Annotated in this window: 22 protein-coding genes; 10 read left to right on the forward strand and 12 right to left on the reverse strand. The window is 75.0% G+C overall.

What is annotated here, in order from left to right:
- The first annotated feature begins 53 nt into the window (after positions 1–53).
- Positions 54–1,100, forward strand: a complete 1,047-nt coding sequence (locus AC0OLQ_RS09805) for a LacI family DNA-binding transcriptional regulator (RefSeq protein WP_484531053.1) — start codon at positions 54–56, stop codon at positions 1,098–1,100.
- A 13-nt stretch (positions 1,101–1,113) separates the two neighbouring features.
- Here AC0OLQ_RS09805 and AC0OLQ_RS09810 read toward each other — a convergent pair whose 3' ends face one another.
- Positions 1,114–2,325, reverse strand: a complete 1,212-nt coding sequence (locus tag AC0OLQ_RS09810; protein WP_484531054.1) for an acyl-CoA dehydrogenase family protein — start codon at positions 2,323–2,325, stop codon at positions 1,114–1,116.
- Entirely contained in the window at positions 2,325–3,398 is a 1,074-nt protein-coding gene (locus AC0OLQ_RS09815) for a phosphotransferase family protein (protein WP_484531055.1), read from the reverse strand. The genes AC0OLQ_RS09810 and AC0OLQ_RS09815 overlap by 1 nt, the downstream gene beginning before the upstream one ends.
- A gap of 150 nt (positions 3,399–3,548) precedes the next feature.
- Between AC0OLQ_RS09815 and AC0OLQ_RS09820 the strand changes: the two genes are divergently transcribed.
- Both AC0OLQ_RS09820 and AC0OLQ_RS09825 read left to right on the forward strand, forming a co-directional pair.
- Positions 3,549–4,253: an ACT domain-containing protein gene (locus tag AC0OLQ_RS09820; protein ID WP_484531056.1), complete on the forward strand. Its 705-nt coding sequence runs from the start codon at positions 3,549–3,551 to the stop codon at positions 4,251–4,253.
- Between the two features lie 80 nt (positions 4,254–4,333).
- Positions 4,334–5,416 carry a GNAT family N-acetyltransferase gene (locus AC0OLQ_RS09825; protein WP_484531057.1) on the forward strand — a complete coding sequence of 361 codons (1,083 nt, stop codon included), beginning with the start codon at positions 4,334–4,336 and terminating at the stop codon, positions 5,414–5,416.
- Positions 5,417–5,479: 63 nt separating this feature from the next.
- On the opposite strand, the gene AC0OLQ_RS09830 is transcribed toward AC0OLQ_RS09825, so the two are convergent.
- The 3 genes from AC0OLQ_RS09830 to AC0OLQ_RS09840 form a co-directional block, all read right to left on the reverse strand.
- Positions 5,480–7,045: an aldehyde dehydrogenase family protein gene (locus tag AC0OLQ_RS09830; protein WP_484531058.1), complete on the reverse strand. Its 1,566-nt coding sequence runs from the start codon at positions 7,043–7,045 to the stop codon at positions 5,480–5,482.
- 267 nt (positions 7,046–7,312) lie between these two features.
- Positions 7,313–7,837, reverse strand: a complete 525-nt coding sequence (locus AC0OLQ_RS09835; protein WP_484531059.1) for an isochorismatase family protein — start codon at positions 7,835–7,837, stop codon at positions 7,313–7,315.
- A 99-nt stretch (positions 7,838–7,936) separates the two neighbouring features.
- Positions 7,937–8,716, reverse strand: coding sequence for an LPXTG cell wall anchor domain-containing protein (locus tag AC0OLQ_RS09840; RefSeq protein WP_484531060.1), 780 nt, complete (start codon positions 8,714–8,716; stop codon positions 7,937–7,939).
- Between the two features lie 360 nt (positions 8,717–9,076).
- Between AC0OLQ_RS09840 and AC0OLQ_RS09845 the strand changes: the two genes are divergently transcribed.
- The 3 genes from AC0OLQ_RS09845 (at position 9,077) to AC0OLQ_RS09855 (ending at position 13,545) form a co-directional block, all read left to right on the forward strand.
- Positions 9,077–12,007, forward strand: a complete 2,931-nt coding sequence (locus AC0OLQ_RS09845) for a glycoside hydrolase family 9 protein (RefSeq protein WP_484531061.1) — start codon at positions 9,077–9,079, stop codon at positions 12,005–12,007.
- Positions 12,008–12,453: 446 nt separating this feature from the next.
- Positions 12,454–12,969 (forward strand): DUF488 domain-containing protein, encoded by a 516-nt coding sequence (locus tag AC0OLQ_RS09850; protein WP_484531062.1) that lies wholly within the window; start codon positions 12,454–12,456, stop codon positions 12,967–12,969.
- Positions 12,970–13,020: 51 nt separating this feature from the next.
- A complete protein-coding gene (locus AC0OLQ_RS09855; RefSeq protein ID WP_484531063.1) occupies positions 13,021–13,545 on the forward strand; it encodes a GNAT family N-acetyltransferase in 525 nt (174 codons plus the stop codon).
- A gap of 21 nt (positions 13,546–13,566) precedes the next feature.
- On the opposite strand, the gene AC0OLQ_RS09860 is transcribed toward AC0OLQ_RS09855, so the two are convergent.
- Genes AC0OLQ_RS09860 through bioB form a run of 3 tightly spaced genes read right to left on the reverse strand, consistent with a single transcriptional unit; the run spans position 13,567 to position 15,302 of the window.
- Positions 13,567–14,073 carry a GNAT family N-acetyltransferase gene (locus tag AC0OLQ_RS09860; protein ID WP_357344890.1) on the reverse strand — a complete coding sequence of 169 codons (507 nt, stop codon included), beginning with the start codon at positions 14,071–14,073 and terminating at the stop codon, positions 13,567–13,569.
- Between the two features lies 1 nt (position 14,074).
- A complete protein-coding gene (bsaP, locus tag AC0OLQ_RS09865; RefSeq protein ID WP_484531064.1) occupies positions 14,075–14,299 on the reverse strand; it encodes a biotin synthase auxiliary protein BsaP in 225 nt (74 codons plus the stop codon).
- 7 nt (positions 14,300–14,306) lie between these two features.
- The gene (gene bioB, locus AC0OLQ_RS09870) at positions 14,307–15,302 is read right to left on the reverse strand and encodes a biotin synthase BioB (protein WP_484531065.1); all 996 of its coding nucleotides are present in this window, start codon (positions 15,300–15,302) and stop codon (positions 14,307–14,309) included.
- Positions 15,303–15,471: 169 nt separating this feature from the next.
- Between bioB and AC0OLQ_RS09875 the strand changes: the two genes are divergently transcribed.
- The 4 genes from AC0OLQ_RS09875 to AC0OLQ_RS09890 are packed head-to-tail and all read left to right on the forward strand — an operon-like array spanning position 15,472 to position 19,733.
- The gene (locus AC0OLQ_RS09875; protein ID WP_484532312.1) at positions 15,472–16,608 is read left to right on the forward strand and encodes an 8-amino-7-oxononanoate synthase; all 1,137 of its coding nucleotides are present in this window, start codon (positions 15,472–15,474) and stop codon (positions 16,606–16,608) included.
- Positions 16,605–17,339 carry a dethiobiotin synthase gene (gene bioD / locus AC0OLQ_RS09880; RefSeq protein WP_484531066.1) on the forward strand — a complete coding sequence of 245 codons (735 nt, stop codon included), beginning with the start codon at positions 16,605–16,607 and terminating at the stop codon, positions 17,337–17,339. The genes AC0OLQ_RS09875 and bioD overlap by 4 nt, the downstream gene beginning before the upstream one ends.
- 55 nt (positions 17,340–17,394) lie before the next feature.
- Positions 17,395–19,059, forward strand: coding sequence for a histidine kinase (locus AC0OLQ_RS09885; protein WP_484531067.1), 1,665 nt, complete (start codon positions 17,395–17,397; stop codon positions 19,057–19,059).
- Positions 19,056–19,733: a response regulator gene (locus tag AC0OLQ_RS09890; RefSeq protein WP_484531068.1), complete on the forward strand. Its 678-nt coding sequence runs from the start codon at positions 19,056–19,058 to the stop codon at positions 19,731–19,733. The genes AC0OLQ_RS09885 and AC0OLQ_RS09890 overlap by 4 nt, the downstream gene beginning before the upstream one ends.
- A 15-nt stretch (positions 19,734–19,748) precedes the next feature.
- Here AC0OLQ_RS09890 and AC0OLQ_RS09895 read toward each other — a convergent pair whose 3' ends face one another.
- From AC0OLQ_RS09895 to AC0OLQ_RS09910, 4 genes are all read right to left on the reverse strand, one after another.
- Entirely contained in the window at positions 19,749–20,570 is an 822-nt protein-coding gene (locus AC0OLQ_RS09895; RefSeq protein ID WP_484531069.1) for an ABC transporter permease, read from the reverse strand.
- Positions 20,567–21,499, reverse strand: a complete 933-nt coding sequence (locus AC0OLQ_RS09900) for an ABC transporter ATP-binding protein (RefSeq protein ID WP_484531070.1) — start codon at positions 21,497–21,499, stop codon at positions 20,567–20,569. The genes AC0OLQ_RS09895 and AC0OLQ_RS09900 overlap by 4 nt, the downstream gene beginning before the upstream one ends.
- 69 nt (positions 21,500–21,568) lie before the next feature.
- Positions 21,569–22,732: a cytochrome P450 gene (locus tag AC0OLQ_RS09905; protein WP_484531071.1), complete on the reverse strand. Its 1,164-nt coding sequence runs from the start codon at positions 22,730–22,732 to the stop codon at positions 21,569–21,571.
- A 9-nt stretch (positions 22,733–22,741) separates the two neighbouring features.
- A complete protein-coding gene (locus tag AC0OLQ_RS09910) occupies positions 22,742–23,410 on the reverse strand; it encodes a class I SAM-dependent methyltransferase (RefSeq protein WP_484531072.1) in 669 nt (222 codons plus the stop codon).
- Positions 23,411–23,416 lie beyond the last annotated feature (6 nt).

Below are 23,416 nucleotides of genomic sequence, written 5' to 3' on the forward strand. Positions count from 1 at the left end.
CGCCGACGCCTCAACAGGTGCCGGGCCCGCCCGATGTCGGAGGAGCACAGACGATGACAACGCAGCGCACGCGGTCGCTCGGGCGCCCGACCCTCGACGCGGTCGCGGCCCGCGCCGGCGTGGGCCGCGGCACGGTCTCCCGGGTGGTCAACGGCTCGCCGCAGGTCAGCCCGGAGGCCCGGGCGGCCGTCCAGGCGGCCATCGCCGAGCTGGGGTACGTGCCGAACCGCGCGGCCCGGGCGCTGGTCACCCAGCGGACCGACTCGGTGGCACTGGTGGTCTCCGAGTCGGGGGAGCGGGTCTTCACCGAGCCGTTCTTCGCCGGCATCGTCCGGGGCGTCAGCTCGGCGCTGCTGGAGACCCCGATGCAGCTCTGGCTGGCCATGGCGCAGACGCAGATCGAGCGGGAACGGGTCGAGCACCACCTGACCAACCAGCACGTCGACGGCGTGCTGCTGCTCTCGCTGCACGACGCGGACCCGCTGCCCACCCTGCTGGAGGAGCGTGGCCTGCCCACCGTGCTCGGTGGCCGGCCGGCTCGGATGCTGCACCCGAACGCCCAGCCGGCCTGGTTCGTCGACGTCGACAACGTCGGCGGCGCCCGGCAGGCGGTGGAGCACCTCTTCGCCCGCGGCCGGCGGCGCGTCGCCACCATCGCCGGAACCCAGGACATGGGTGCCGGCCTCGCCCGGTTGTCCGGCTACAAGGAGGCGGTCCGGGCCGCGGGCGGCGACCTCAACCCGGACCTGATCGCGTACGGCGACTTCAGCGAGGGCAGCGGCACCGCCTGCATGGGCCGGCTGCTGGAGGTCTGCCCGGACCTGGACGCGGTCTTCGTCGCCTCCGACCTGATGGCCTTCGGCGCCCTCCGCGCGTTGCGCGAGGCCGGCCGCCGCGTGCCGGAGGACGTGGCGGTGGTCGGCTTCGACGACGCCCCGATCGCCCGGCAGGCCGAGCCGCCACTGACCACGGTCTTCCAGCCGGTGGAGGAGATGGGCCGGCAGATGGCCCGACTGCTGGTCTCGCGGATCCGCGGCGAGGAGCTGCCCAGCCCGCACGTGCTGCTGGACACCAAGCTCATCCACCGCGCCTCCGCCTGACCCCCGGGCGGGGTCAGGACCAGCGGCGCAGTTCGCGCTTGGCCAGCGACGACCGGTGCACCTCGTCCGGGCCGTCGGCCAGGCGCAACGTGCGGGCCTGCGCCCAGAGGGCCGCCAGCGGGGTGTCCTGGCTGACGCCGGCCGCGCCGTACCCCTGGATGGCCTTGTCGATCACCCACTCGGCCATCGCCGGCGTGGCGATCTTGATGGCCTGGATCTCGGTGTGCGCGCCCTTGTTGCCCACGGTGTCCATCAGCCAGGCGGTCTTGAGCACCAGCAGCCGGGCCTGCTCGATGCGCACCCGGGACTCGGCGATCCACTCGCGGATCACGCCCTGCTCGGCCAGCGGGCGGCCGAACGCGACCCGGTCCAGGGCCCGCCTGCAGAGCAGTTCCAGGGCCCGCTCCGCCATGCCGATCAGCCGCATGCAGTGGTGGATCCGGCCCGGGCCGAGCCGGGCCTGGGCGATGGCGAAGCCAGCGCCCTCGGCGCCGACCAGGTTCGCCGCCGGTACCCGCACGCCGGTGAAGTCGATCTCGGCGTGCCCGCCGTGCGGCGCGTCGCGGTAGCCGAAGACGGTCATGCCGCGGCGCACCGTCACGCCCGGGGTGTCCCGGGGGACCAGGATCATGCTCTGCTGGCGGTGCCGGTCGGCGCCCGGATCGGTCTTGCCCATCACGATGAAGATCTCGCAGCGCGGGTCCATCGCCCCGGACGACCACCACTTGCGGCCGTCGACCACGTACTCGTCGCCGTCCCGGACGATCCGGGTGGCGATGTTGGTGGCGTCGGAGGAGGCCACCTCCGGTTCGGTCATGCAGAACGCGGAGCGGATCTCCCCCGCCAGCAGCGGCGTGAGCCAGCGGTCCCGTTGCGCGTCGGAGCCGAACTCGGCCAGCAGCTCCATGTTGCCGGTGTCGGGGGCGGCGCAGTTCAGCGCCTCCGGTGCCAGGTGCGGGCTGCGCCCGGTCAGCTCGGCCAGCGGGGCGTACTGGAGGTTGGTCAGCCCGGTGCCGTAGCGCGGGTCGGGCAGGAAGAGGTTCCACAGGCCGCGGGCGCGGGCCTCGGCCTTCAGCTCCTCCAGCACGGGCGGGCGGGCCCACGGGTCGCCGGCCGCGAGCACCTGCTCGTGGTGCACCGGCTCGGCCGGGTAGACGCACTCGGTGAGGAACGCCTCGACCCGCTCGCACAGCTCGACCGTCTTGGCGTCGTACGCGAACTCCATCAGTGTCCCCTCACCGCGCGCAGGCCGTGCTCGACCAGCGGTGCCACCATCTCGCCGATCCGGTCGAAGCCCTCGCCGAGCGTCTGCCCGAGGGTGTGCCGGTAGTGGATGCCCTCGCAGATCACCGCGAGCTTGAAACAGCCGAGCGCCACGTGCCAGTGCAGCGGCCCGACGTCGACGTCGCTGCGGCCGGCGTACCGGTCGATCAGTTCGGCGCCGGTGGGGAAGCCGGCCCGCGGGCCGATGCCGTCGGCGACCGGGTTGCCGTCGGCGCTGTCGCTGTCGCCGAGCACGTCCCAGTAGGTCAGCAGCAGGCCCAGGTCTGCGAGGGGATCGCCGAGGGTGGCCATCTCCCAGTCGAGCACCGCCCGCACCGCCACCGGCTCGACCGTGGCCAGCAGGTTGTCCAACCGGTAGTCGCCGTGCACGATCCGCCCGGCGTTCGCGCCCTCCGGCACGCTGCCGGCGAGCACGTCCCGCAGCTCGTCGATGCCGGGCAGCGGGCGGCTACGGGAGCGGTCGAGCTGCCCGGCCCAGCGGCGGACCTGCCGGGCCAGGTAGCCGTCGGGGCGGCCGAAGTCGGCCAGCCCGACCGCGCCCGGCTCGACCATGTGCAGCCCGGCGAGAGTGTCCATCATCGCCATGGCCAGGTCGCGCCGCTGGCCGGCGGTGAGCGCGTCGGTCTGCTCCCGCCGCCGGTAGACCTCGCCGTCGACCTTCTCCATCAGGTAGAACGGCGCGCCGATCACTTCGGCGTCAGGGCAGAGCAGCAGCGCCTCGGGGACCGGCACCGAGGTGGGGGCGAGCGCCGAGATCACCCGGTACTCCCGGGCCATGTCGTGGGCGGTGGCCAGCACGTGCCCGAGCGGCGGCCGGCGCAGCACCACCTCGCGATCGCCGGCGCGCAGCAGGTAGGTCAGGTTGGACTTGCCCCCGGCGATCAGGCCGGCCGAGAGCGGCCCGGCCAGCTCCGGCCGGTGCGCGGCCAGATACCCGGCCAGCCGGTCGAGGTCGAGCCCGCGCGGGGCCGAGCCGGCCGGGAGCTGCGGTGCGTCGACGGCCGGATCGGTCATCCGGTTAGTTGATGGCAGCTCAGCTTTGTTGTCAAGGTCGGATGTTCCCGGCGGGACATGCCGCTGCAACGGGGGCGAAATGGTCAACCGGCAGGCTGGGGCCCAGCCTGCCGGCCGCCACGGCCGGCCCGCCGAGCGGAGGGACCAGACATGCTGCTGAGAGTTCGGGTGACCCTGCCGGACCGACCGGGCACGCTCGGCCAGGTGGCCCGGACGCTCGGCGTCTCCGGCGCCGACATCGTCCAGGTGGTGGTCCTGGAGCGGCTCGGTGGCCGGGCGGTCGACGACTTCACCGTGGTCTGGCCGGGCGCGGCGCGGGTGGAGCGCCTGCTCGCCGGCCTGGCCGCGATCCCCGGCGTACGGGTGGACGGGGTGTGGCGGGCGATCGGCGCGCCGACCACCACGGGGCAGGACGCCGAGCTGCTCGCCCAGGTGGCGGCGAACCCGACCGACGGGGTGGCCACCCTCGTCGACGCGGTGCCCGGGCTGCTCGCCGCGGACTGGGCGGTGGCCGCGGTGGTCCCGCTGGACTGGGCGGCGCGCGGCGGCGGCGCCGGTGCGGCGACGGTCGGGTACGCGAGCTGGCGCGCCCCGGTCCCGCCCCGGCTGCCGGAGGTGACCCCGCTGCGGGCCCGCGCCATGACCACCCCGGACGGGCACCACTACGCCGTCGCGCCCTTCGGCCGGGCCGGCCTGGTGCTGGTGGTGGCACGGGAGCACACCGAGCCGCTCGCCGCGGCCGCCTTCCACGCCACCGAGGTGGACCGGCTCGCCCAGCTGGTCCGGGCCGGCGCGGTGATCCTCGGCGACCGGCTGGACCTGGTCGGCGCCCCGCCCGTGACCACCATCACCTGACCGCTCCCGCCGTTTCACCGGTGGGCAACGGGGGCGCAACAGGCGGCGGGCAGGGTCGACGGTGAGGAAGGGAGCGAACCATGGCGCTGTGGCGGATCCGTGCCACCGTGGACGACCGGCCGGGCTACCTGTCGGTGCTCACGGCGAGCCTCGCGTTGCGCGGGGTCAACATCCTCACCGTGCAGGTGCACACCACCGAGGTGGGGGCCGTCGACGACTTCCTGGTCGACGCGCCCGACCAGCTCACCGAGGCCGACCTGCGGGCGGCCGTCGAGCGGGGCCGGGGCCGGGACTGCTGGGTCGCGCGCAGCGAGGCGCGCGGCCTGGCCGACCAGCCGACCCGGGTGCTCGGCCTGGCCGGCCGGCTGGTCCGGGACCCGGACGCGGCCGGCGAGACCCTGCGCGTCCTGCTCGGCGCGGACGCGGTGACCTGGCGGCCGGCGCCGGCCGTCCCGCTGGGCGGGGTGGACGAGACCACGATGCTGCTGGCCGACCCGGCCGGCGGCTCGTACGAGCTGCGCCGCCGGGAGCCGAGCTTCACCCCGGCCGAGTACGCCCGGGCCCAGGCCCTGGTCGAGTTGGCCGCGACGGCGGCCCGCCGGGACGCCGACCGGGTCACCCTGGTGCTGCCCGACGCGGCCGAGGTGCTGGTGCGGCCCGCCACCGCCGACGACCTGCCGGGCGTGCTGGAGCTGCACGCGGGGTGCTCGGACCGGAGCCGGCAGCGGCGCTACCTGAGCGGGACGGGGCACCCGCCGGCCGCCCGGCTGCGCCGGCTGCTCGAACCGGTCCGGGGCCTGACCCTGGTCGCGACGGCCGGCTCCGGTGGGGCGGCGGAGGTCGTGGCGATGGCCAACCTGCTCGGCGAGGGGGACGAGGCGGAGGCAGCGCTGCTGGTGCGGGACGACTGGCAGCGCCGGGGCCTCGGCTCGGCCCTGCTGCGGCGCCTGCTCGGGCACGCCGACGCGGCGGGCCTTGCCGCCGTGCTGCTGCACGTCCAGGCCGGGAACACCCCGATGCTGCGCACCGTACAGGGGCTGAACCGGCCGACGTCGGTGGAGCGGGACGGCACGCTGCTCACCGTGACCGTGCCGCTGGCTCCCCGCCGGTCCGGGGCGCCCCGGCCGGCCGACGCGACCGCGCGGGCACGATGGTCGTACTGACCCCACGGCCGCACGACAGGGCCCCTGGTGCGGGGGCCCTGTCGTGTCCGGACCGGCCGACGGTCAGGTGGCTGGGTAGCTGCTGTAGTCCGGGAAGTTGCCGTAGAGCCGGCCGTCGCCGCCCACGGTGACCGCCTGCACCAGCAGGTCGCCGCCGACGAAGGCGCCCTTCCAGGACGCGCCCCGGCCGCCGAACGGCTCCTCCCGGTCGCCGCGGGAGCGGGGCTTGTTGATGCCCACCTTGAACGCCTGGAGGTCGACCGCGAGCTTGCCGGCCAGCTCCTCGTCGTCGCAGGCGAGGGAGGCGACCAGCGCGCCGTTGGAGGCGTTCATCTGGGCCAGCAGCTCGTCGGTGGTGTCCACCACGACGATGGTGTCCACCGGGCCGAACGGCTCGGCGTGCATGAGCCGGGACCGGCCGGGCGGGGCGAGCAGCACCGCCGGCGCCACGTACGCGGAGGTGTCCTGCCCGTCGAGAAAGGGCGCGCCGTCGAGCTTGCCCCGGTGCAGCGGCACCGCGCCGCCGCGGACCGCCTCGTCGACCTTGCGGCGCAGCTCCTCGGCCTTGGCCGGGCTGATCAGCGGGCCGAAGTCCAGCTCGGGCAGCGGGTCGCCGGCCGACCAGTCGTCCCCCACGGCGAGCGGGTGTCCGAACCGGACGGAGCGGACCACCGGCAGGTAGACGTCGAGGAACTCGTCGACCAGGTCGCGCTGCACCACGAACCGCGGGTACGCGGTGCAGCGCTGCTTGCCGTACTCGAAGCCCTTCTTCAGGTGCGTGGCGAGCAGGTCCCACTGGGAGAAGTTCCAGATGCCCCAGGCGTTGAGGCCCTCCTGCTCGATGAAGTGCCGCTTGTCGGAGTCGAGCAGCGCGGCGGCCACCTTGCCGCCATTGGAGCGGCCGCCGACGAACGCCACGGCGCCGATCTCCGGAGCGCGGACCAGGACCTCGGAGAGCTCCTCGCCGCCGCCGGAGAGCAGGGTGGCGGGCAGCCCGGCGCGGCGCATCAGCGCGTGGGCCACGGTGAGGCAGACCGCCCCGCCCTGGGACGGGGTCTTGGCGATCACCGCGTTGCCGGCCAGCAGCTGCACCAGCTCGGCGTGGACCAGGACGCTCATGGGGTAGTTCCAGGAAGCGATGTTGCTGACCGGGCCCGGCAGCGGCTCGCGGCCGTCGGCGAGCATCCGGTCGATCTCCTGCACGTACCAGCGGACGCCGTCCAGCGCGCGGTCGACGTCGGCGCAGGCCAGCCGCCACGGCTTGCCGATCTCCCAGACCAGCAGCATGGCGAGCAGGTCGCGGTGGGCGGTGAGGGCGTCCAGGGCGTCGTCGACCCGGGCCTTGCGCTCGGCGAGCGGGGTCTGCGCCCACTCCCGGTGCGCGGCGGCGGCGTGCGCGACCGCGCCGCGTGCCGCCTCGGCGTCGAGGCGGGCCAGGTTGACCAGCACCGTGTTGTCGACCGGGGTGCGTACCGGGCTCGGCGTGCCGACCGCCCGCCACCCGCCCTCGACGAGGTTGTGCAGGGTGGCGACGCCGTCGGGCGCGGTGCCGAAGGCCTCCGGCGCGGCGGCCACCGCGCGGGCCAGGGTGTCGGACCAGGAGGTGCCGTCGGCGAGTCTGAGAGCCATCGCGATCTCCTCAGGGTTGTCCGGGGGAGCGGCGGCGTCGATGGCACCGCTGGTGTCGCGTACTGTCCCGCGCGGCCGAGCGCGCGGGCAACCGTACGCTCGTATGCCAGGACGGCCGTCCCGCCGCCGCGACACGTCGCGGTCCGATCGGTGCCGGCTTGACCTGGGGGTACGCGGGCAATCTATAGAAGTCAGTCGATTATGTGATCCAGCTCCGGGCGGCGTCGACCGGGTTACCCGTCAGTACGGATCGGTCCCTCGGCCGGTTCAACCGCGCAGCGCGGCGATCGCCTCCGCCGTGGTGCAGACGGTGCCGAGCCGCCGGAAGACGTAGTCGACCGCGAACTCGTGGGCGTACGCGTCCAGACCCGACATCGCGTCGTGCGGCAGCACCACCCGGTAGCCGATCTCCTCGCCGATCCGGGCGGTCTGCTCGACGCCGAAGTTGGTGGCCAGTCCGCCGATTACCAGGGTGTCGACCCCGCGGGCCCGCAGTGCGGCGTCGAGCCCGGTCTCGTGGAAGGCGCCCCAGCTGTGCTTGACCACCGCCAGGTCGCCCTCGCGGGGCGCCACCTCGGGCAGCAGTTCGCTCCCCGCCGGCTGCGGATCGGGGCCGGGCCGGTCGACGCGGACCACCACCACGGTGGCGCCGGTGGCGCGGGCCGCGTCGGCGAGGGCGAGGCAGCGCTCGACCACCTCGGGGCCGGTGTGCGGGGCGGTCGGCAGGTCCACGATGCGGCGCTGGAGATCGATCAGGACGACGGCGGTGCGGGCGGGGTCGAGAGCATTCACTTCAAGATCATATCGAACCCGGGTCGCCATGGCGGCCCGGAACGGCGGAACCGGCCGCCGGACGAAGGTCCGACGGCCGGTTCCGGGCCGGTGTCCGGCTCAGCTGGTGAAGGTGATCTTGTCCCGGCGGCGACGCAGCGCCATCAGGAGGACACCGCCGCCGATCAGGGCGAGGCCGGTGAGCGAGATGCTGGTGACGGCCACGCCGGTGAGCGGCAGGCCGCCCTCGGTGCCGCTGCCACCGCCCGCGCCGCCGCTGACCGAGGTGCCCGGCGCCGGGGTGCCCGACGGGTTCTCGGACGGGTTCTCCGAGCCGCCCGGCGTCGGGGTCGGCGTCTCCTCACCCGGGGTGGACGTGGTCGGCGGCGTGGTCGGGGACGACTCGCAAGGCTTCAGCCAGAAGACCTTGTGCTTGTCGTCGAACGCCTTGCCGTCGGTCAGGTCCACGTCGAGCTTGATGTGGTAGCCCTGCTGCTCATTGAGCGTCAGCCCGGTGAGGTCGAGGTCGTTCGCGGAGAGCTTGATGACCTCGTCGTGGTCGTTCTCCGCGCCGGAGGCCGGGTCGTCGCTGATCAGCACGTTGCTCTTCGACCAGACGATCTTGTCTTTCGGGGTGGCTGACGGCGGCTGCGCCCAGAGCGTGATGTTCGCCTTCTGGTCCTGGTCGAAGTTGAAGAACTCCAGCTCGAAGTCGCAGGTGACGTGCGGCTGGTTGTCGACCTTGTCCGAGAAGGGCGCTCCGTCGATCTTGACGGTGCCGTTGTCGCCCGGCGGGTTGTGCGGGTTGCCGGTGGCCCAGGCCGGGGTGGCCAGCCCGAGGATGGCCGTGGCGGCGGCTGCGGTGAGGGCCGCGCGCGCCACGTGCCGACGCTGTGGCATGAGGAATCCTCCGAGATCGGGAGAGGGGACGGCACATCATGCCATGTCGGCACCCGTCCGGCGACATCGGACGAACGGCCTGAGCTGCGACGATGTGCCGCGCGAAGATCGAAGTCGATGCCACTTCCTGCGCGTGTCGGCGTAACGCGGAAGAGGGCTACGGCGCTGCGCACGTTCCGGGCCCGCCGACGGCCCGTCTTCCCAAACCGGTGACGTCGAGATTACATTGTCGACTATCCATGGGAGCGCTCCCGCGCCCCCGCGGTCCACCCCACCACCACAGCCGTCGGCAGCCCGGACCTCCCGACGCCGTCCCCCTCCGGTCCGGCTGCCGCCCGGCGCCACCCACAGGAGCTCGCCATGCCCCGTCCGACCCCGCCACCTCGTGGCCGGTCCCGGCTCCGCCGGCTGCTCGCCGCCGGCACCGCGCTGGCAGCCGGCCTGACCACGGCCGTCGCCGTCATAACGTCCACGCCGGCCGCCGCCGCGCCCGCGTTCAACTACGGCGCGGTCTCTGCCACCACCGGCGCGCGGACCGGGAGCGCCCTGGCCGCGCCCGCCTTCAATTACGCGGAGGCGTTGCAGAAGTCGCTGTTCTTCTACGAGGCGCAGCAGTCCGGGAAGAAACCCGCCTGGAACCGGGTCTCCTGGCGGGGCGACTCGGCGCTCACCGACGGCGCGGACGTCGGCCTCGACCTCACCGGCGGCTGGTACGACGCCGGCGACCACGTGAAGTTCGGCTTCCCGATGGCGTTCAGCGCCACGATGCTGGCCTGGGGCGCGGTCGAGTACCGGGAGGGCTACGTCGCCTCCGGCCAGCTCCCGCACCTGCTGAACAACCTGCGCTGGGTCAACGACTGGTTCGTCAAGGCGCACCCCGCGCCGAACGTCCTCTACGGACAGGTCGGCAAGGGCGACGACGACCACAAGTGGTGGGGACCGGCCGAGGTGCTGCCGATGGCGCGGCCCGCGTACAAGATCGATGCGAGCTGTGGCGGCGCGGACCTGGCGGGGGAGACGGCGGCCGCGATGGCCGCCTCGTCGATCGTCTTCCGCCCGACCGACGCCGCCTACGCCGACAAGCTGCTCGGCCACGCGAAGCAGCTCTACACCTTCGCCGACACGGTCCGGAAGAGCTACCACGAGTGCATCACCGACGCGACCAGCTTCTACCGGTCCTGGAGCGGCTACCAGGACGAGCTGGTCTGGGGCGCGGTCTGGCTCTACCGCGCCACCGGCGACGCCGCCTATCTCACGAAGGCGGAGAGCGAGTACGACAAGCTCGGCACCGAGCCGCAGTCCACCACCCGCTCCTACAAGTGGACGATCGCCTGGGACAACAAGCAGTTCGGCACGTATGTGCTGCTGGCCAACATGACCGGCAAGCAGAAGTACGTCGACGACGCCAACCGCTGGCTCGACTACTGGACCGTCGGGGTCAACGGACAGCGGGTGCCCTACTCGCCCGGCGGCATGGCCGTGCTCGACTCCTGGGGCGCCCTGCGCTACGCCGCCAACACCGCCTTCGCCGCACTCGTCTACAGCGACCGGACGAGTGACGCCACCCGCAAGGCGCGCTACCACGACTTCGCCGTCCGGCAGATCAACTACGCGCTCGGCGACAACCCGCGCAACTCCAGCTACGTGATCGGCTTCGGGACGAACTCACCGCGCAACCCGCACCACCGCACCGCGCACGGCTCCTGGTGGGACAGCCAGACCGTGCCCACCGAGACCCGGCACGTGCTCTACGGCGCGCTGGTCGGCGGTCCGTCCTCGGCCAACGACGCCTACACCGACAGCCGTTCGGACTACGTCATGAACGAGGTCGCCACCGACTACAACGCCGGCTTCACCTCCGCCCTGGCCCGGCTGGCCTCCGAGTACGGCGGCAGCCCACTCGCCGGCTTCCCCACCGCGGAGACGCCCGACCTGGACGAGCTGACCGTCGAGACCACGGTGATGCAGGCCGAAACCCGGGCCACCGGACTCAAGGCGATCATCTACAACAAGTCCGCCTTCCCGGCCCGGGCGCTGACCACCGCGAAGTTCCGCTACTACTTCCGCCCCGACGGCACCGGCCCGGTGCAGGTCACTCCCGGCTACACCCAGGGCTGCCCGTCACCCACCACGGCCAAGCAGCTCTCCGGCGACATCTGGTACGTCGAGGTCGACTGCACCGGCTGGACCATCGCGCCCGCCGGGCAGTCGCAGCACCGGATGGAGGTGCAGTTCAAGGTCGGCGTGCCGGAGGGCGGCACCTGGGACCCCACCAACGACCCCTCCTACCAGGCCACCGCCGGTCCCAACCGGAAGGTGCCGCTCTACGCCGGCGGGACGCGGGTCTGGGGCGAGGAGCCCGGGCCCGCCACCCCGGACACCACCGCGCCCACCGTGCCCGGCACCCCGGTCGCCTCGGCCGTTACGGCCACCGGCCTCACCCTGACCTGGCCCGCCTCCACCGACACCGGCGGGAGCGGCCTGGCCGGCTACGAGGTCACCCGCGCCCAGGCCGGCAGCGACGCGCTCGTGCTGACCAACGCCACGACCAACACCCTCGCGGTGACCGGACTGCTGCCCGAGCGGACGTACCAGTTCACGGCGCGCGCCCGCGACGGCGCCGGCAACCGGTCGGCGGCCTCACCGGCCCTGACCGTGACCACCCCGGCTGCCCCCGCGCCGGACACCACCCCGCCCACCGCCCCGGGCACGCCCACCGCCTCGGCGGTCGGCCCGACCGGGCTCACCCTCACCTGGGACCCGGCCACCGACAACGTGGGCGTCACCGGCTACCGGGTCTACCGGTCCGGGAACATCCTCGTCGGATCGACCACCGGGACCACGCTGGCGGTCACCGGGCTGACCGCCGCCACCGCGTACACCTTCACCGTGGTCGCGGTGGACGCGGCCGGCAACGTCTCGGCGGCCTCGCCGCCCCTCACCGTCACCACCGCGGACTCGCCGGCCGCCGGCGGCTGCGCGGTGACCTGGACGGCCAGCACCTGGGACACCGGGTTCACCGCGAACATCACCATCACCAACACCGGGACCAGCGCGATCAACGGCTGGACCCTCGCCTTCACCTTCCCGAGCAGCGGGCAGAAGGTGGGCCAGGGCTGGTCGGCGAACCTGACCCAGACCGGCGCCGCGGTGACCGCGACGAACGTCGCCTACAACGGCGCCTTGGCGGCGGGCGCGTCGACCAGCTTCGGCTTCAACGGCACCCACACCGGCACCAACCCGAAACCCACCACCTTCACCCTCAACGGCTCCCCCTGCACCGCCTCGTAGCGGTCGCGTTAGTGATCTTGGAGAGTTGTCGTTCGTGTGGAACGGCAACTCTCCAAGATTCGTTTGTGGCCTGTGGACAGGGCGGTGAGCGACGCGGGGTGGGAGGACAGTCGGGTGGGTGAGGGTCTTTCGACGGCTGAGGCGGGGGCGCTGGAGTGGGCGGCGTTCGAGCAGGCCGGGGTGGTGACCACGGCGCAGGCGACCCGGCTGCTGAGCGAGGGCACAGTGCGCGGACTGGTGCGGTGGCGGTCGCTGTGTCGCGGAGTTCTGCTCACCCGCAACGGCCGGCTGACCCGTGACCAGCAGCTGTGGCTCGCAGGTCGCCACGACCCTCCGCCGCGCCCTCCACGCCGCGGGTTGGCGAGGCGAGGAGTGAATCTTGGAAAGTTGGCGTTCGCCACGAACGGTAAGTCGTCAAGATTCGGGGGAACCTGGGGAGCGTGTTGGTGACGGTGGGGCACGGGGCCGCGGATCGGGAGCAGTTGGGGGACCTGCTGGCCGGTGCCGGGGTGGCGCTCGTCGTGGACGTGCGCCGCTATCCGGCGAGCCGGACCAACCCGGACGTCCGGCGTGAAGCGCTCGAACGCTGGCTGCCCGAGCGGGGAATCGACTACCGCTGGGAGCCTCGCCTGGGCGGCCGCCGGCACGTCCGCGCCGGGGAACCGGAGCCGGACACCTGGTGGACCGTGGCCGCCTTCCGGGCGTACGCCGCGTACACCCGCACGCCGGACTTCGACGCGGCGCTGGACGACCTGCTCGCCGACGCCGACCGCCGGACGACCGCGGTGATGTGCAGCGAGAGCGTCTGGTGGCGCTGCCACCGGCGGCTGATCGCCGACGTGGCGGTGCTCGGTCGCGGGGTGCCGGTGGCGCATCTCATGCCCGACGGCCGGCTCACCCCGCACCGCCCCGCCGAGGGCGCCCGCCGCCTCCCCGACGGCCACCTGCTCTGGGACGGCTGACCGCCCCGAACTCGGTGGCCGAGCCACGGATCACGCCGCTAGCCTGCCCGCATGCCGGAGCTGATCACCCCGACCGCCCGCCTGCACCGGTCCTGGCTGGCCGCCCGGGACGACTGGGGGCGGGGCGTCCACCAGGACGGCAGCGGCCTGAAGCCGAGCGACGACGTCGACTCGCCGGAAGGCTTCGCGACCTGGGTACGCCAGCTCAACGACGCCGCGGACGAGTCGCGTCTGCCGGCCGGGCTGGTCCCGGCGCTCTACTGGTGGATCGTCGAGGGCGACGTGGTGCTGGGCGCCGTCACCCTGCGGCTGCGCCTCAACGACTTCCTGATGCAGGCCGGCGGCCACATCGGCTACGGGGTGCGGCCCGCGGCCCGCCGGCGCGGGCTGGCGACCTTCGCGCTCGGCGAGGCGCTCGCTGAGGCGGCCCGCCGGGGCATCGACCCCGTCCTGGTCACCTGCGACGTCGACAACACCGCGTCGGCGCGGACCATCGAGCGGCACGGCGGCGTGCTGGAAGACGTGCGGGACACCGAGCTGGGCCGTCTCCGGCGTTACTGGATCCCGACCCGCTGAGCGGGGGCGATCGCGGCCGGCTCAGTCGCGCATGTCCTCGGCGAGCAGGTCCATGAGCAGGGCGTCGTGCCAGCGGCCGTCCGCGCCCCGCTCGTAGCGGCGCATGATGCCGACCGGCCGGAACCCGACCTTCGCGTACGCCCGGATGGCCGCGGTGTTCGCCGCCGCCGGGTCGATGGTGAAGCGGTGGTGGCCGTACTCGTCCGCCAGGTGCCGCGCCAGGGTGCGGATGGCGTCCCCGCCGAGGCCGGCGCCCCGGGCCTCCGGGTCGAGGAAGATGTCCAGGCTGGCGTGGCGGTAGTCGGGGTCGGTCTCGGCGTACCACTGGATCGCGCCGACCAGCTTTCCGTCGTGCTCGATCACGTAGACGGTCAGGTCGTCGTCGGCCAGGTCGGCGCGGACCGCCTCGTCGAGGTCGTCGTCGCCGCGCCACCAGCGGCGTACCTCAGGGGTGGCCCGGATCGCCGCGAGCGCCGGCACGTCGGCGTCGGTCGCCGGCCGCAACGTCACCGCCCGCCCCCGCAGCATGTCAGCCCCGGATCTCGCCGTGCTCGACGCAGACCGCCGACCAGCCGGTCGGCACGACCTGCACCTTCATCCGCCGCCGGCAGTGCGCACACCAGCGTGGCGGCTCCAGCGCCCGGGCCGCCGCGCACGCCTGGTGCGGGCCCGCCGCCACGGACTCGCCGCAGCGGTCGCACCAGCGCGGCAGCGCGGCGCCGGCGGGCGTCGCGGGCTCGACAAGCTCGGTCACGTCGTCCTCACAGGGTGGCGGAGAGCGCCTTCACCGGCATCTTCAGGTCGTCCAGCAGCTTCAGGTCGGCGGTCGCCGGCCGGCCCAGCGTGGTCAGGTAGTTGCCCACGATGACCGCGTTGATCCCGCCGAGCAGGCCGTCCCGGGTGCCCAGGTCGCCGAGGGTGAGCTCCCGGCCGCCCGCGTACCGGAGGATGGTGCGCGGCATGGCCAGCCGGAACGCGGCGATGGCCCGCAGCGCATCCTTGCCCTGGACCACCGGGCGGTCGGCCAGCGGGGTGCCCGGGCGGGGGTTGAGAAAGTTCAGCGGCACCTCGTGCGGGTCCAGTTCGGCGAGCTGCGCGGCGAACTCGGCGCGCTGCTCCACCGTCTCGCCCAGGCCGAGGATGCCGCCGCAGCAGACCTCCATGCCGGACTCGCGGACCATCTTCAAGGTCTCCCAGCGCTCCTCGAAGGAGTGCGTGGTGACCACGTTCGGGAAGTAGGAGCGGCAGGTCTCCAGGTTGTGGTTGTAGCGGTGCACGCCCATCTCGACCAGCTCGTCGACCTGCTCCTGGGTGAGCATGCCGAGCGAGGCGGCGACCTGGATGTCGACCTCCGCCTTGATGGCGGCCACGCCCTCGCGCATCTGCTTCATGAGCCGGGCGTCCGGGCCGCGCACGGCGGCCACGATGCAGAACTCGGTCGCCCCGGTCGCCGCGGTCTGCTTCGCCGCCTCGACCAGCGCCGGGATGTCCAGCCAGACCGAGCGGACCGGCGAGGTGAACAGGCCGGACTGGGAGCAGAAGTGGCAGTCCTCCGGGCAGCCGCCGGTCTTCAGCGAGACGATGCCCTCGACCTCGACCTCCGGGCCGCACCAGCGCATCCGCACCTCGTGGGCGAGCTGGAGGGCGGCGGGCAGGTGCTCGTCGGGCAGGTTCAGCACGGCGAGGACGCCGGCCTCGTCGAGGCCGACGCCGTTCTCCAGCACCTGGGTGCGGGCCTGGTCGAGGATCTCTGGCATGGCTCGTACCCTACAAGGCCCCTCGGAGGCCGGGAAACGGCCGCGTCGGGGCCCCGCGAGCAGGCCCGGCGAGCCGGACGGCGCCACGCCGGGGTCGTCCGGCCGGATGGTAACTTCGCCCCGCGGAAGCGCCCGGCAGGGGCGACGGGTCGGGGAAAGGGACGTGACGGTGGCGGACTGGCTGGCGGCCCTGGACCGCCGCGCCGAGCTGCGGGCCAAGGCGGGGCTCACCCGCACGCTGCACCCGCGCGACGCCGGCGACGCCGTGGTCGACCTGGCCGGCAACGACTACCTGGGCCTGGCCACCCACCCGGAGGTCACCGCCGCCGCCGGGCGGGCCCTGTCGGCGTACGGGCTGGGCGCGACCGGATCGCGGCTGGTGCGCGGCTCCACCGACCTGCACCACGCCCTCGAGGACGACCTGGCCGACTGGCTCGGCGCCGACCGGGCGCTGGTCTTCTCCTCCGGTTACCTGGCCAACCTCGCCGCGGTCCGGGGCCTGGTGCAGCCGCGTACGCTGCTCGTCTCCGACGCCCACAACCACGCCTCGCTGATCGACGGCTGCCGGATCTCCGGCGCCGAGACGATCGTCACCCCGCACGCCGACGTGGCCGCGGTGGCCGCCGCGCTGGCCGCCGCCCCGGACCGCCCCGCGGTGGTGGTGACCGAGTCGGTCTTCTCCGTCGACGGCGACCTCGCCCCGCTGGCCGCGCTGCACGCGGTGGCCCGCCGGCACGGCGCGTTGCTGCTGGTCGACGACGCGCACGCGCTCGGCGTCACCGGCCCGGCCGGGGCCGGCGGGGTGGCCGCGGCGGGGCTGGCCGGCGAGCCCGACGTGGTGGTGACCGCGACCCTGTCCAAGGCGCTCGGCGGGGCCGGCGGGGTGGTGGCCGGGCCGGCGGAGTTCGTCCGGCACCTGGTGGAGACCGGCCGCACCTTCATCTTCGACACCGCGCCGCCGCCCGCGGTGGTGGCCGGGGTACGCGCCGCCGTCCGGCTGGCCCGGGCCGGCGACGGTCTGCGGGCCGAGCTGGCCGAGCGGGCCGCCCGCACGGTGGCCCGACTGGGCGGGGCGGGCCTGGAGGTCTCCGCCCCCGACGCGGCGGTGGTCTCGGTGACCGCCCCCGGTCCGGAGGCGGCGACCGCCTGGGCGGCCGACTGCCGGGACCGGGGCGTGGCGGTGGGTTGCTTCCGGCCGCCGTCCACCCCGGACAGCCGCTCCCGGCTCCGGCTGACCATCAGCGCCGGGGTGGCGCGGGCGGACTTCGAGCGGGCTCTGGACGTGATCGTGGAGTGTGCACCATGACGAACGGCAACGGCTGGACCGGGCCGGTGCTGGTGACCGGCACGGACACCGAGGTGGGCAAGACCGTGGTGACCGCGGCGATCGCCGCCGCCGCCCAGGCCGCCGGGCTGCGGGTCGCGGTCGTCAAGCCCGGCCAGACCGGTACGGCCACCGGCGACCCCGGCGACATCGACTCGGTGACCCGGCTGGCCGCCCCGCTCACCGGCCGGACCCTGGCCAGCTACCCGGACCCGCTCGCCCCGCTCGCCGCGGCCCGGGTCGCCGAGCTGGAGCCGCTGGAGCTCTACACCGCGGTCGACGCCGTCCGCGAGGAGACCGACAAGCACGACCTGGTGCTCGTCGAGGGGGCCGGCGGGCTGCTCGTACCCATGGGGCTGCGCCCGTCGGGCGAGCCCTGGACGGTGGCCGACCTGGCGGTGTCGCTGGGCGCCCCCGCCGTGGTGGTGGCCCGCGCCGGGCTGGGCACGCTCAACCACACCGCGCTGACCCTGGAGGCCCTGGAACGGCGGGCCATCCCGGCCGGCGTGGTGATCGGCGCCTGGCCAGCCGAGCCGGAGCTGGTGCACTGGCTCAACCTGTCCGACCTGGTGCCGAACCTGCTGGGCGCGGTGCCGATGGGCGCCGGTGGGATGGACCCGGGGGTGTTCCGCCGGTCCGCCCCGGGCTGGCTCACCCCGGCCCTCTACGGCGTCCTCGACGACTGGCGCGCCTGGGCCGAGGAGAGCGGCTGAGCACCTGACTTTCGTCGGTGTCCCCACCCGGCCGGCCGTCGGTAGCGTGGCCGCCGTGGAAGCGCGAACCCCGCCGCTTGGCCGGCGCCGGGCCGGTGACCTGCTGCTCTGGGCCGTGATCGCCGCCCCGGTGACGTACGCCGGGCTCACCCCGCCCTGGCCCGGCCACGCCGTGCCGCTGCTGGTCGCCTCGCTGGCGCTGCTCGGTCTCGCGGTGGCGTTCGGCCGCCGGTGGCCCCTCGCGGCGCTGCTGGCGGTGGTGGTCGGCTCGCTGGTCGACGGCAACTTCGTCTTCGCCATCCCGGTGTTCAGCTACCTGGCCGGGCGGCGCAGCGCCGGCGCCGGCCGGGTGGCCGCGGTCTTCGGCGCCATCGCGGTCGCCGGCACCGCGCTCAACCTCGGGCTGCTCGGCACCAACCCGGCCACCTGGTTCCTGCTCGCCTCGGTGCTGCTCTTCGCCGGGGTGTTCCCGTGGCTGCTCGGCCGGCTGCGCCGGCAGCAGCGGGCGCTCGCCGAGGCCGGGGCGCGGCACGCCGCGGCCGAGGAGCGGGAGCGGCGGGCCGCGGTGGAACGGGTACGGCTGCGCGAGCGGGCCCGGATCGCCCAGGACATGCACGACTCGCTGGGGCACGACCTGAGCCTCATCGCGCTGCGTGCCGCCGCCCTGGAACTGGCGGCCGACCTGCCACCCGCCCACCGGGCGGCGGCCGGCGAGCTGCGGGCCAGCGTGGCCGCCGCCACGGAGCGGCTGCACGACGTCATCGGCGTGCTCCGCGAGGAGCGGGCCGGCTCGCTGCGGCCGGCCGGCGAGACGGTGGCGGAGCTGGTCGACGGCGCCCGCGACGCCGGGCTGGCGGTCGAGCTGCGCGCCGACCCGGACGGCGCGGACCTGCCGCCGCTCGTCGCGCACGCCGTGCACCGGGTGGTCCGCGAGGCGCTGACCAACGCCGCCCGGTACGCCCCCGGCGCCCCGGTGACCGTCACCGTCGACCGGCGTGACGCGGAGGTGGCGGTGTCGGTGGTCAACGGGCCGGCTCCGGCCGGACCGCTGCCCGGGCCGGCGTCGCACGGCTCCGGCCTGCTCGCCCTGCGGGAGCGGGTCCGTCTCGCCGGGGGCGTCCTGGACACCGGTCCCCGGGACGGGGGCTTCGCGGTGACCGCGCGCCTGCCGCTGACCGCCGCCCCGGCGCTCGTCCCGGCGGCCGTCGACGTCGGCCGGCCCGACGGCCTCGCCGTGCCGACCGCGGCCGGCCCCGACGTCGGTCGATTCGGCGGCGTGGGGGCGGGCCGATCCGGCGGCCGCGCCGGATCAGCCGGCGAGCCGGATGACGGCCTCCGGGATGACGGCGGGCCGGGCCGAGCGCCGGTCGACCGCCCCGGCGACGCGGAACGGCGGCTGCGGGAGGCCCGGCGGCGGGCCCGGCGCAGCCTGCTGGTGGCGTTCGGCGCCCCGGCCGGCCTCGCCCTGGTGCTCGCGCTGGTCTACTACCCGCTCGCCACGGCGGGCGCGGTCCTCGACCGGTCCGGCTACGAGCGGCTGCGGCTGGGCGAGCCGCGGGACGCCCTCGGGCTGCCCCGCCGGCAGGCCGACCCGCCGACCACGGCCGCCCCGGCGGGCTGCGAGTACTACACCGACGGGAACTTCCCGTTCGCCGAGCCGACCTGGCGGCTCTGCTTCGTCAACGGCCGGCTGGTCAGCAAGGAGAAGATCGCGTGGTGACCGACGAGCACGGGCGGCCCCTGCGGGTGGTGCTCGCCGACGACGAGGCGATGGTCCGCGCCGGGGTACGGGCCATCCTGGCCGCCGACCCGGGGATCGAGGTGGTCGGCGAGGCGGGCGACGGGCACGCGGCCGTGGAGCTGGTCCGGGCCCACCGGCCCCGGGTGGCGCTGCTGGACATCCGGATGCCCCGGCAGGACGGGCTGAGCGCGGCGGCGGAGATCCGGCGGCTGGTGCCGGAGACGGCCACGGTCATGCTCACCACGTTCGGCGACGACGACCTGATCGCCCGGGCGCTCGGTCACGGGGCGAGCGGGTTCCTGCTCAAGTCCGGCGACCCCCGGGAACTGCTGGCGGGCCTGCGGGCGGTGGCCGACGGCGGGGCGTACCTGTCGCCGCGGGTGGCGCGCCGGGTCATCGAGCTCAGCGGCGGCGGGCTGGCCCGCGGCCCGTACGCCCGGGACCGGCTGGCCGGGCTGACCGACCGGGAGCGGGAGGTGCTCGCCCTGGTCGGGGCGGGGCTGTCCAACGCCGAGATCGCCCGCCGGCTGCACCTCGTCGAGGGCACCGTGAAGAGCTACCTGACCAGCATCTTCACCCGGCTGGACGTGCGCAACCGGGTGCAGGCGGCGATCCTCGCGTACGAGGCGGGGCTGGTCCCGCCCACCGGCTGACCAGCCCCGCCCCGCTCAGGCGTCGCGGCGGCGCAGCGCCCAGCGGCCCAGCGCCAGCGCGGCGACGGCCCAGCCGGCGAGCACCAGCAGCCCGACCGCCGCCGGGTACGGCTCGGTGTCCCCGGCGAGGAAGTGGTTGCCGGCCACTCCCGGGAACGCGTCGGCGATCCGGGTGAGCACGGTGATCCCCGGCTCCTGGAGCGACAGCGGCACGATCATCAGCAGCGCGAAGAGCACGGTCAGGGTGAGCACCGCGCCGCGCAGCGCCGCCGCCAGCCCCAGCGCCAGCACGCCCACCAGCGCGAGGTACGCGGCCGAGGCGACCACGTCACCCACGGTCCCGCCCAGCGGGGCGCGGCCCCACTCGCCGAGCACCGGCCGGGCGACCGCCGCGCCGACCGCGCCGACCAGCAGCCCGGACAGGAACGTCACCACGCCGACCACGACCGCCTTGGCCGCCAGCACCCGCCCCCGTGAGGGGGTGCAGCGCAGCGTCGTTCGGATCGTGCCGGTGGCGTACTCGCTGCTGATCGCGAAGAGGCCGAGGGCGAGCACGACGTACTGGGTGAGTTCCAGCGCGCCGGTGACCACCTCGCCGACCTCGACGATGCCGGGGTTGACGGTCGGGTCGTCGTCGGTGTTGGCGTTCACCGCGTAGATGGCGAGCTGGCCGGCGGCGGCCGCCATGGTCAGCACGGCGGCCAGCAGCGTCCACCAGGTGGACCGGACCGACCAGAGCTTGGTCCACTCGGCGGCCACCGCCCCGGCGAACGGGCCGTGTGTCGGGGCGGGCCGGGACGCCGGCCGGGTCGGGGTGACGGTGGGCAGGGCGGTCATCGGGTCTCGCCTCCGGTCGGGCCGGCCGCGTACTCCACGCTGCCGGCGGTCAGTTCCAGGAACGCCTCCTCCAGCGAGGCGGCCACCGGGGTCAGCTCGTGCAGCCGCACCCCCAGCTCGTACGCGAGGTCACCGACCCGGCCGGCGGTGACGCCGGTGACCGTCAACCCGCCCTCGTCGGAGGTGACCGTCGCTCCCTCGGCGGCCAGCCGCGCCCCCAGCGTCGCCAGGCCGGCCGGCTCCGGCCCGCGTACCCGGACCGAGCTGGCCGGGCGGGCGGCGATCAGCTCGGCGAGCGGCGCGTCGGCGACCAGCCGGCCCCGGCCGAGCACCACCACCCGGTCGGCGGTCTGCTGCATCTCGCTCATCAGGTGGCTGGAGATCAGCACGGTCCGCCCCTCGTCGGCGAGCCCCCGGGTGAACCGGCGGATCCACCGCACCCCGTCGGGGTCGAGCCCGTTGACCGGTTCGTCGAGCAGCAGCACCGGCGGGTCGCCGAGCAGCGCCCCGGCGATGCCGAGCCGCTGGCCCATGCCCAGCGACAGCGCCCGTCCGGGCTTGTCGGCGGCCCGCCCGTCCAGCCCGACCAGGTCGAGCACCTCGTCCACCCGGCGGGCCGGGATCCCGTTGCTGCGGGCCATCGCCCGCAGGTGCGCCCGGCCGGAGCGGGCCGGGTGCACGCCCGTGGCGTCGAGCAGCGCGCCGACCTCGTGGAGCGGGTACCGCAGCTGCCGATAGGGCCGGCCGTTGACCAGGGCCTGCCCGGCGGTGGGCCGGTCCAGCCCCAGCACCATCCGCATGGTGGTGGACTTGCCCGCGCCGTTCGGGCCGAGGAAGCCGGTCACCTGCCCCGGTCCGATCTCGACGGTCAGGTCGTCGACCGCGGTGGCCGCCCCGAACCGTTTCGTCAACCCACGAAGTGTGATCATGCGCCGACGGTAGGGAGCGGAAGGGGTGGCGCGCCGCCACCGATGGGCAGCGGTCCGCCCTGACTTTCGTCAGGTCCGGCGGACCACGAACGCGTCGGGCATCCGGAAGGTGAGGTTGTCCGGGCACCACGGCGGCCGGACCACGGTCACCCCGTCGAGCAGCGGCGCGGCCTCGGCCACCACGACGGCCGCCTCCATCCGGGCCAGCTGGGCCCCGACGCACCGGTGCGGGCCGGCCCCGAAGGCCAGGTGCCGCCGGGAGCCGCGCTGCCCCGGCCGGAACTCGTCGGGCGCGGCCACCACCGCCGGGTCCCGGCCGGCCCGGGCCAGCCAGGCCACGATGCTGGTGCCCGCCGGCACGGCGGCCTCGCCCAGGTTGGTGTCCACGGCGGCCACCCGCCGCCAGGTGACGATCGGCGGCTCCAGCCGCAGCCCCTCCTCGACCACGTCGGCGACCGCGATCTCTCCCACGTGCAGGCCGGCCCGCACCGCCGGCTCGCCGGCAAGCCGGTGCAGCAGCAGGGTGAGGAACTGCGAGGTGGTCTCCTGGCCGGCGACCAGCAGGAAGAAGAGCGCGCCGACCACCACGTCGGGGGAGTGCCCGGCGGCGCGCAGCCGGGCGGCCAGCCCGCCCCCGGTGGCGGCGAACGCCCGCAGCACGGTGTGGAACCGGCCGACCTCGGCGGCGAGGGCGAGCTGCCGGGCGGAGTCGAGCGGCGCCCAGAACAGTTCCAGGGCGGCCCGGGCGAAGTCCTTGACCGCGCCCACCGGGGCGTCCGGCAGCTCGACCAGCCGGGCCAGCACCAGCAGCGGCAGGTCGGCGGCGAGCCCCGCGTGGAGGTCGACCGGCTGGTCGGCGGCGAGGGCGGCGGCGAGCCGGGTCACGCGCTCCCGGACCAGGGCGGTCAGCCACGGCTGCTGGGCCGCCACCCGGTCCGGGTGCAGCGCGTCCGCGACGATCCCGCGGATCTCCGGGTGGCTGGCCGCCGCGTTGTTCGCCAGCGTCGGGGGCAGCCGGAACCGGTGCCCGGCGAGCACCCGCAGCGCGGCCACCGGGATCGGGGTCACCGCGTCGAGGGCGTTGTCCGGCCGGAACGTCTCCGGGTCGGTGAGCATCCGCCGGACCAGCGCGTGCCGGGTCACCACCAGGTGCGGCACGCCGACGTGGTCGACCACGGTGGCCGCGTCGGGCCACGGACCGTCGACGGACTCCCCCCAGCCCCGGAACAGCACGGCGTCACGCTAGCGGGCGGCTCCCGGCGGAGCCGGGTCGAGCTCCCACACGGTGGTGTGCTTCACCCGTACGCTCTCCAGCGCCTCCGGCACCGGCACCTCGTACGCGGCCAGTTGGTGGAAGCGCTCGCGGGGCAGGAAGGCCCGGTCGGGGTCACCGACCAGCACCCGGGCCCCGGCCCGGGCGGCCCGGAGCAGGAAGCGCAGCATCCGGCGGGCCATCGCCTCGCTGTAGAAGACGTCCCCGGCCAGCACCACCTCGGCGTCCCCGGCGTCACCGTCCAGGATGTCGCCGAGTTCGGCGTCGACGCGTACCCCGTTGGCCTCGGCGTTGAGCGCGACGGCCGCGACGGCCCGCTCGTCGACCTCGACGGCCCGGACGGTGGCCGCGCCGCCCCGGGCGGCGGCGATGGCGACCAGGCCGGAGCCGGAGGCGAGGTCGAGCACCCGGCGGCCGGTGACCAGCTCCGGGTGGTCGGTGACGTAGCGGGCGAGGGCCTGGCCGCCGGCCCAGGCGAAGGCCCAGAACGGCGGGGGTTGGGCGCTGTGGAACTCGCCCTCGGTGAGCTCCCACAGACCGATCGGCTCGTCGGCCTGGTGCAGCCGCACCTCGGGGACGAAGGCGACCGGGGTGAGCCGGGCGTGCAGCCGGACGAAGGCCGCGGACAGGTCGGACACCGGGTG

The sequence above is a fragment of the Micromonospora sp. Utrum1 genome (assembly GCF_057197805.1).

Coding starts and splice junctions, on each gene's coding strand:
- AC0OLQ_RS09805 (WP_484531053.1), top strand. CDS start 54: ATGACAACGCAGCGCACGCGGTCGCTCGGGCGCCCGACCCTCGACGCG.
- AC0OLQ_RS09810 (WP_484531054.1), bottom strand. CDS start 2,325: ATGGAGTTCGCGTACGACGCCAAGACGGTCGAGCTGTGCGAGCGGGTC.
- AC0OLQ_RS09815 (WP_484531055.1), bottom strand. CDS start 3,398: ATGACCGATCCGGCCGTCGACGCACCGCAGCTCCCGGCCGGCTCGGCC.
- AC0OLQ_RS09820 (WP_484531056.1), top strand. CDS start 3,549: ATGCTGCTGAGAGTTCGGGTGACCCTGCCGGACCGACCGGGCACGCTC.
- AC0OLQ_RS09825 (WP_484531057.1), top strand. CDS start 4,334: ATGGCGCTGTGGCGGATCCGTGCCACCGTGGACGACCGGCCGGGCTAC.
- AC0OLQ_RS09830 (WP_484531058.1), bottom strand. CDS start 7,045: ATGGCTCTCAGACTCGCCGACGGCACCTCCTGGTCCGACACCCTGGCC.
- AC0OLQ_RS09840 (WP_484531060.1), bottom strand. CDS start 8,716: ATGCCACAGCGTCGGCACGTGGCGCGCGCGGCCCTCACCGCAGCCGCC.
- AC0OLQ_RS09845 (WP_484531061.1), top strand. CDS start 9,077: ATGCCCCGTCCGACCCCGCCACCTCGTGGCCGGTCCCGGCTCCGCCGG.
- AC0OLQ_RS09855 (WP_484531063.1), top strand. CDS start 13,021: ATGCCGGAGCTGATCACCCCGACCGCCCGCCTGCACCGGTCCTGGCTG.
- AC0OLQ_RS09860 (WP_357344890.1), bottom strand. CDS start 14,073: ATGCTGCGGGGGCGGGCGGTGACGTTGCGGCCGGCGACCGACGCCGAC.
- bioB (WP_484531065.1), bottom strand. CDS start 15,302: ATGCCAGAGATCCTCGACCAGGCCCGCACCCAGGTGCTGGAGAACGGC.
- bioD (WP_484531066.1), top strand. CDS start 16,605: ATGACGAACGGCAACGGCTGGACCGGGCCGGTGCTGGTGACCGGCACG.
- AC0OLQ_RS09895 (WP_484531069.1), bottom strand. CDS start 20,570: ATGACCGCCCTGCCCACCGTCACCCCGACCCGGCCGGCGTCCCGGCCC.
- AC0OLQ_RS09900 (WP_484531070.1), bottom strand. CDS start 21,499: ATGATCACACTTCGTGGGTTGACGAAACGGTTCGGGGCGGCCACCGCG.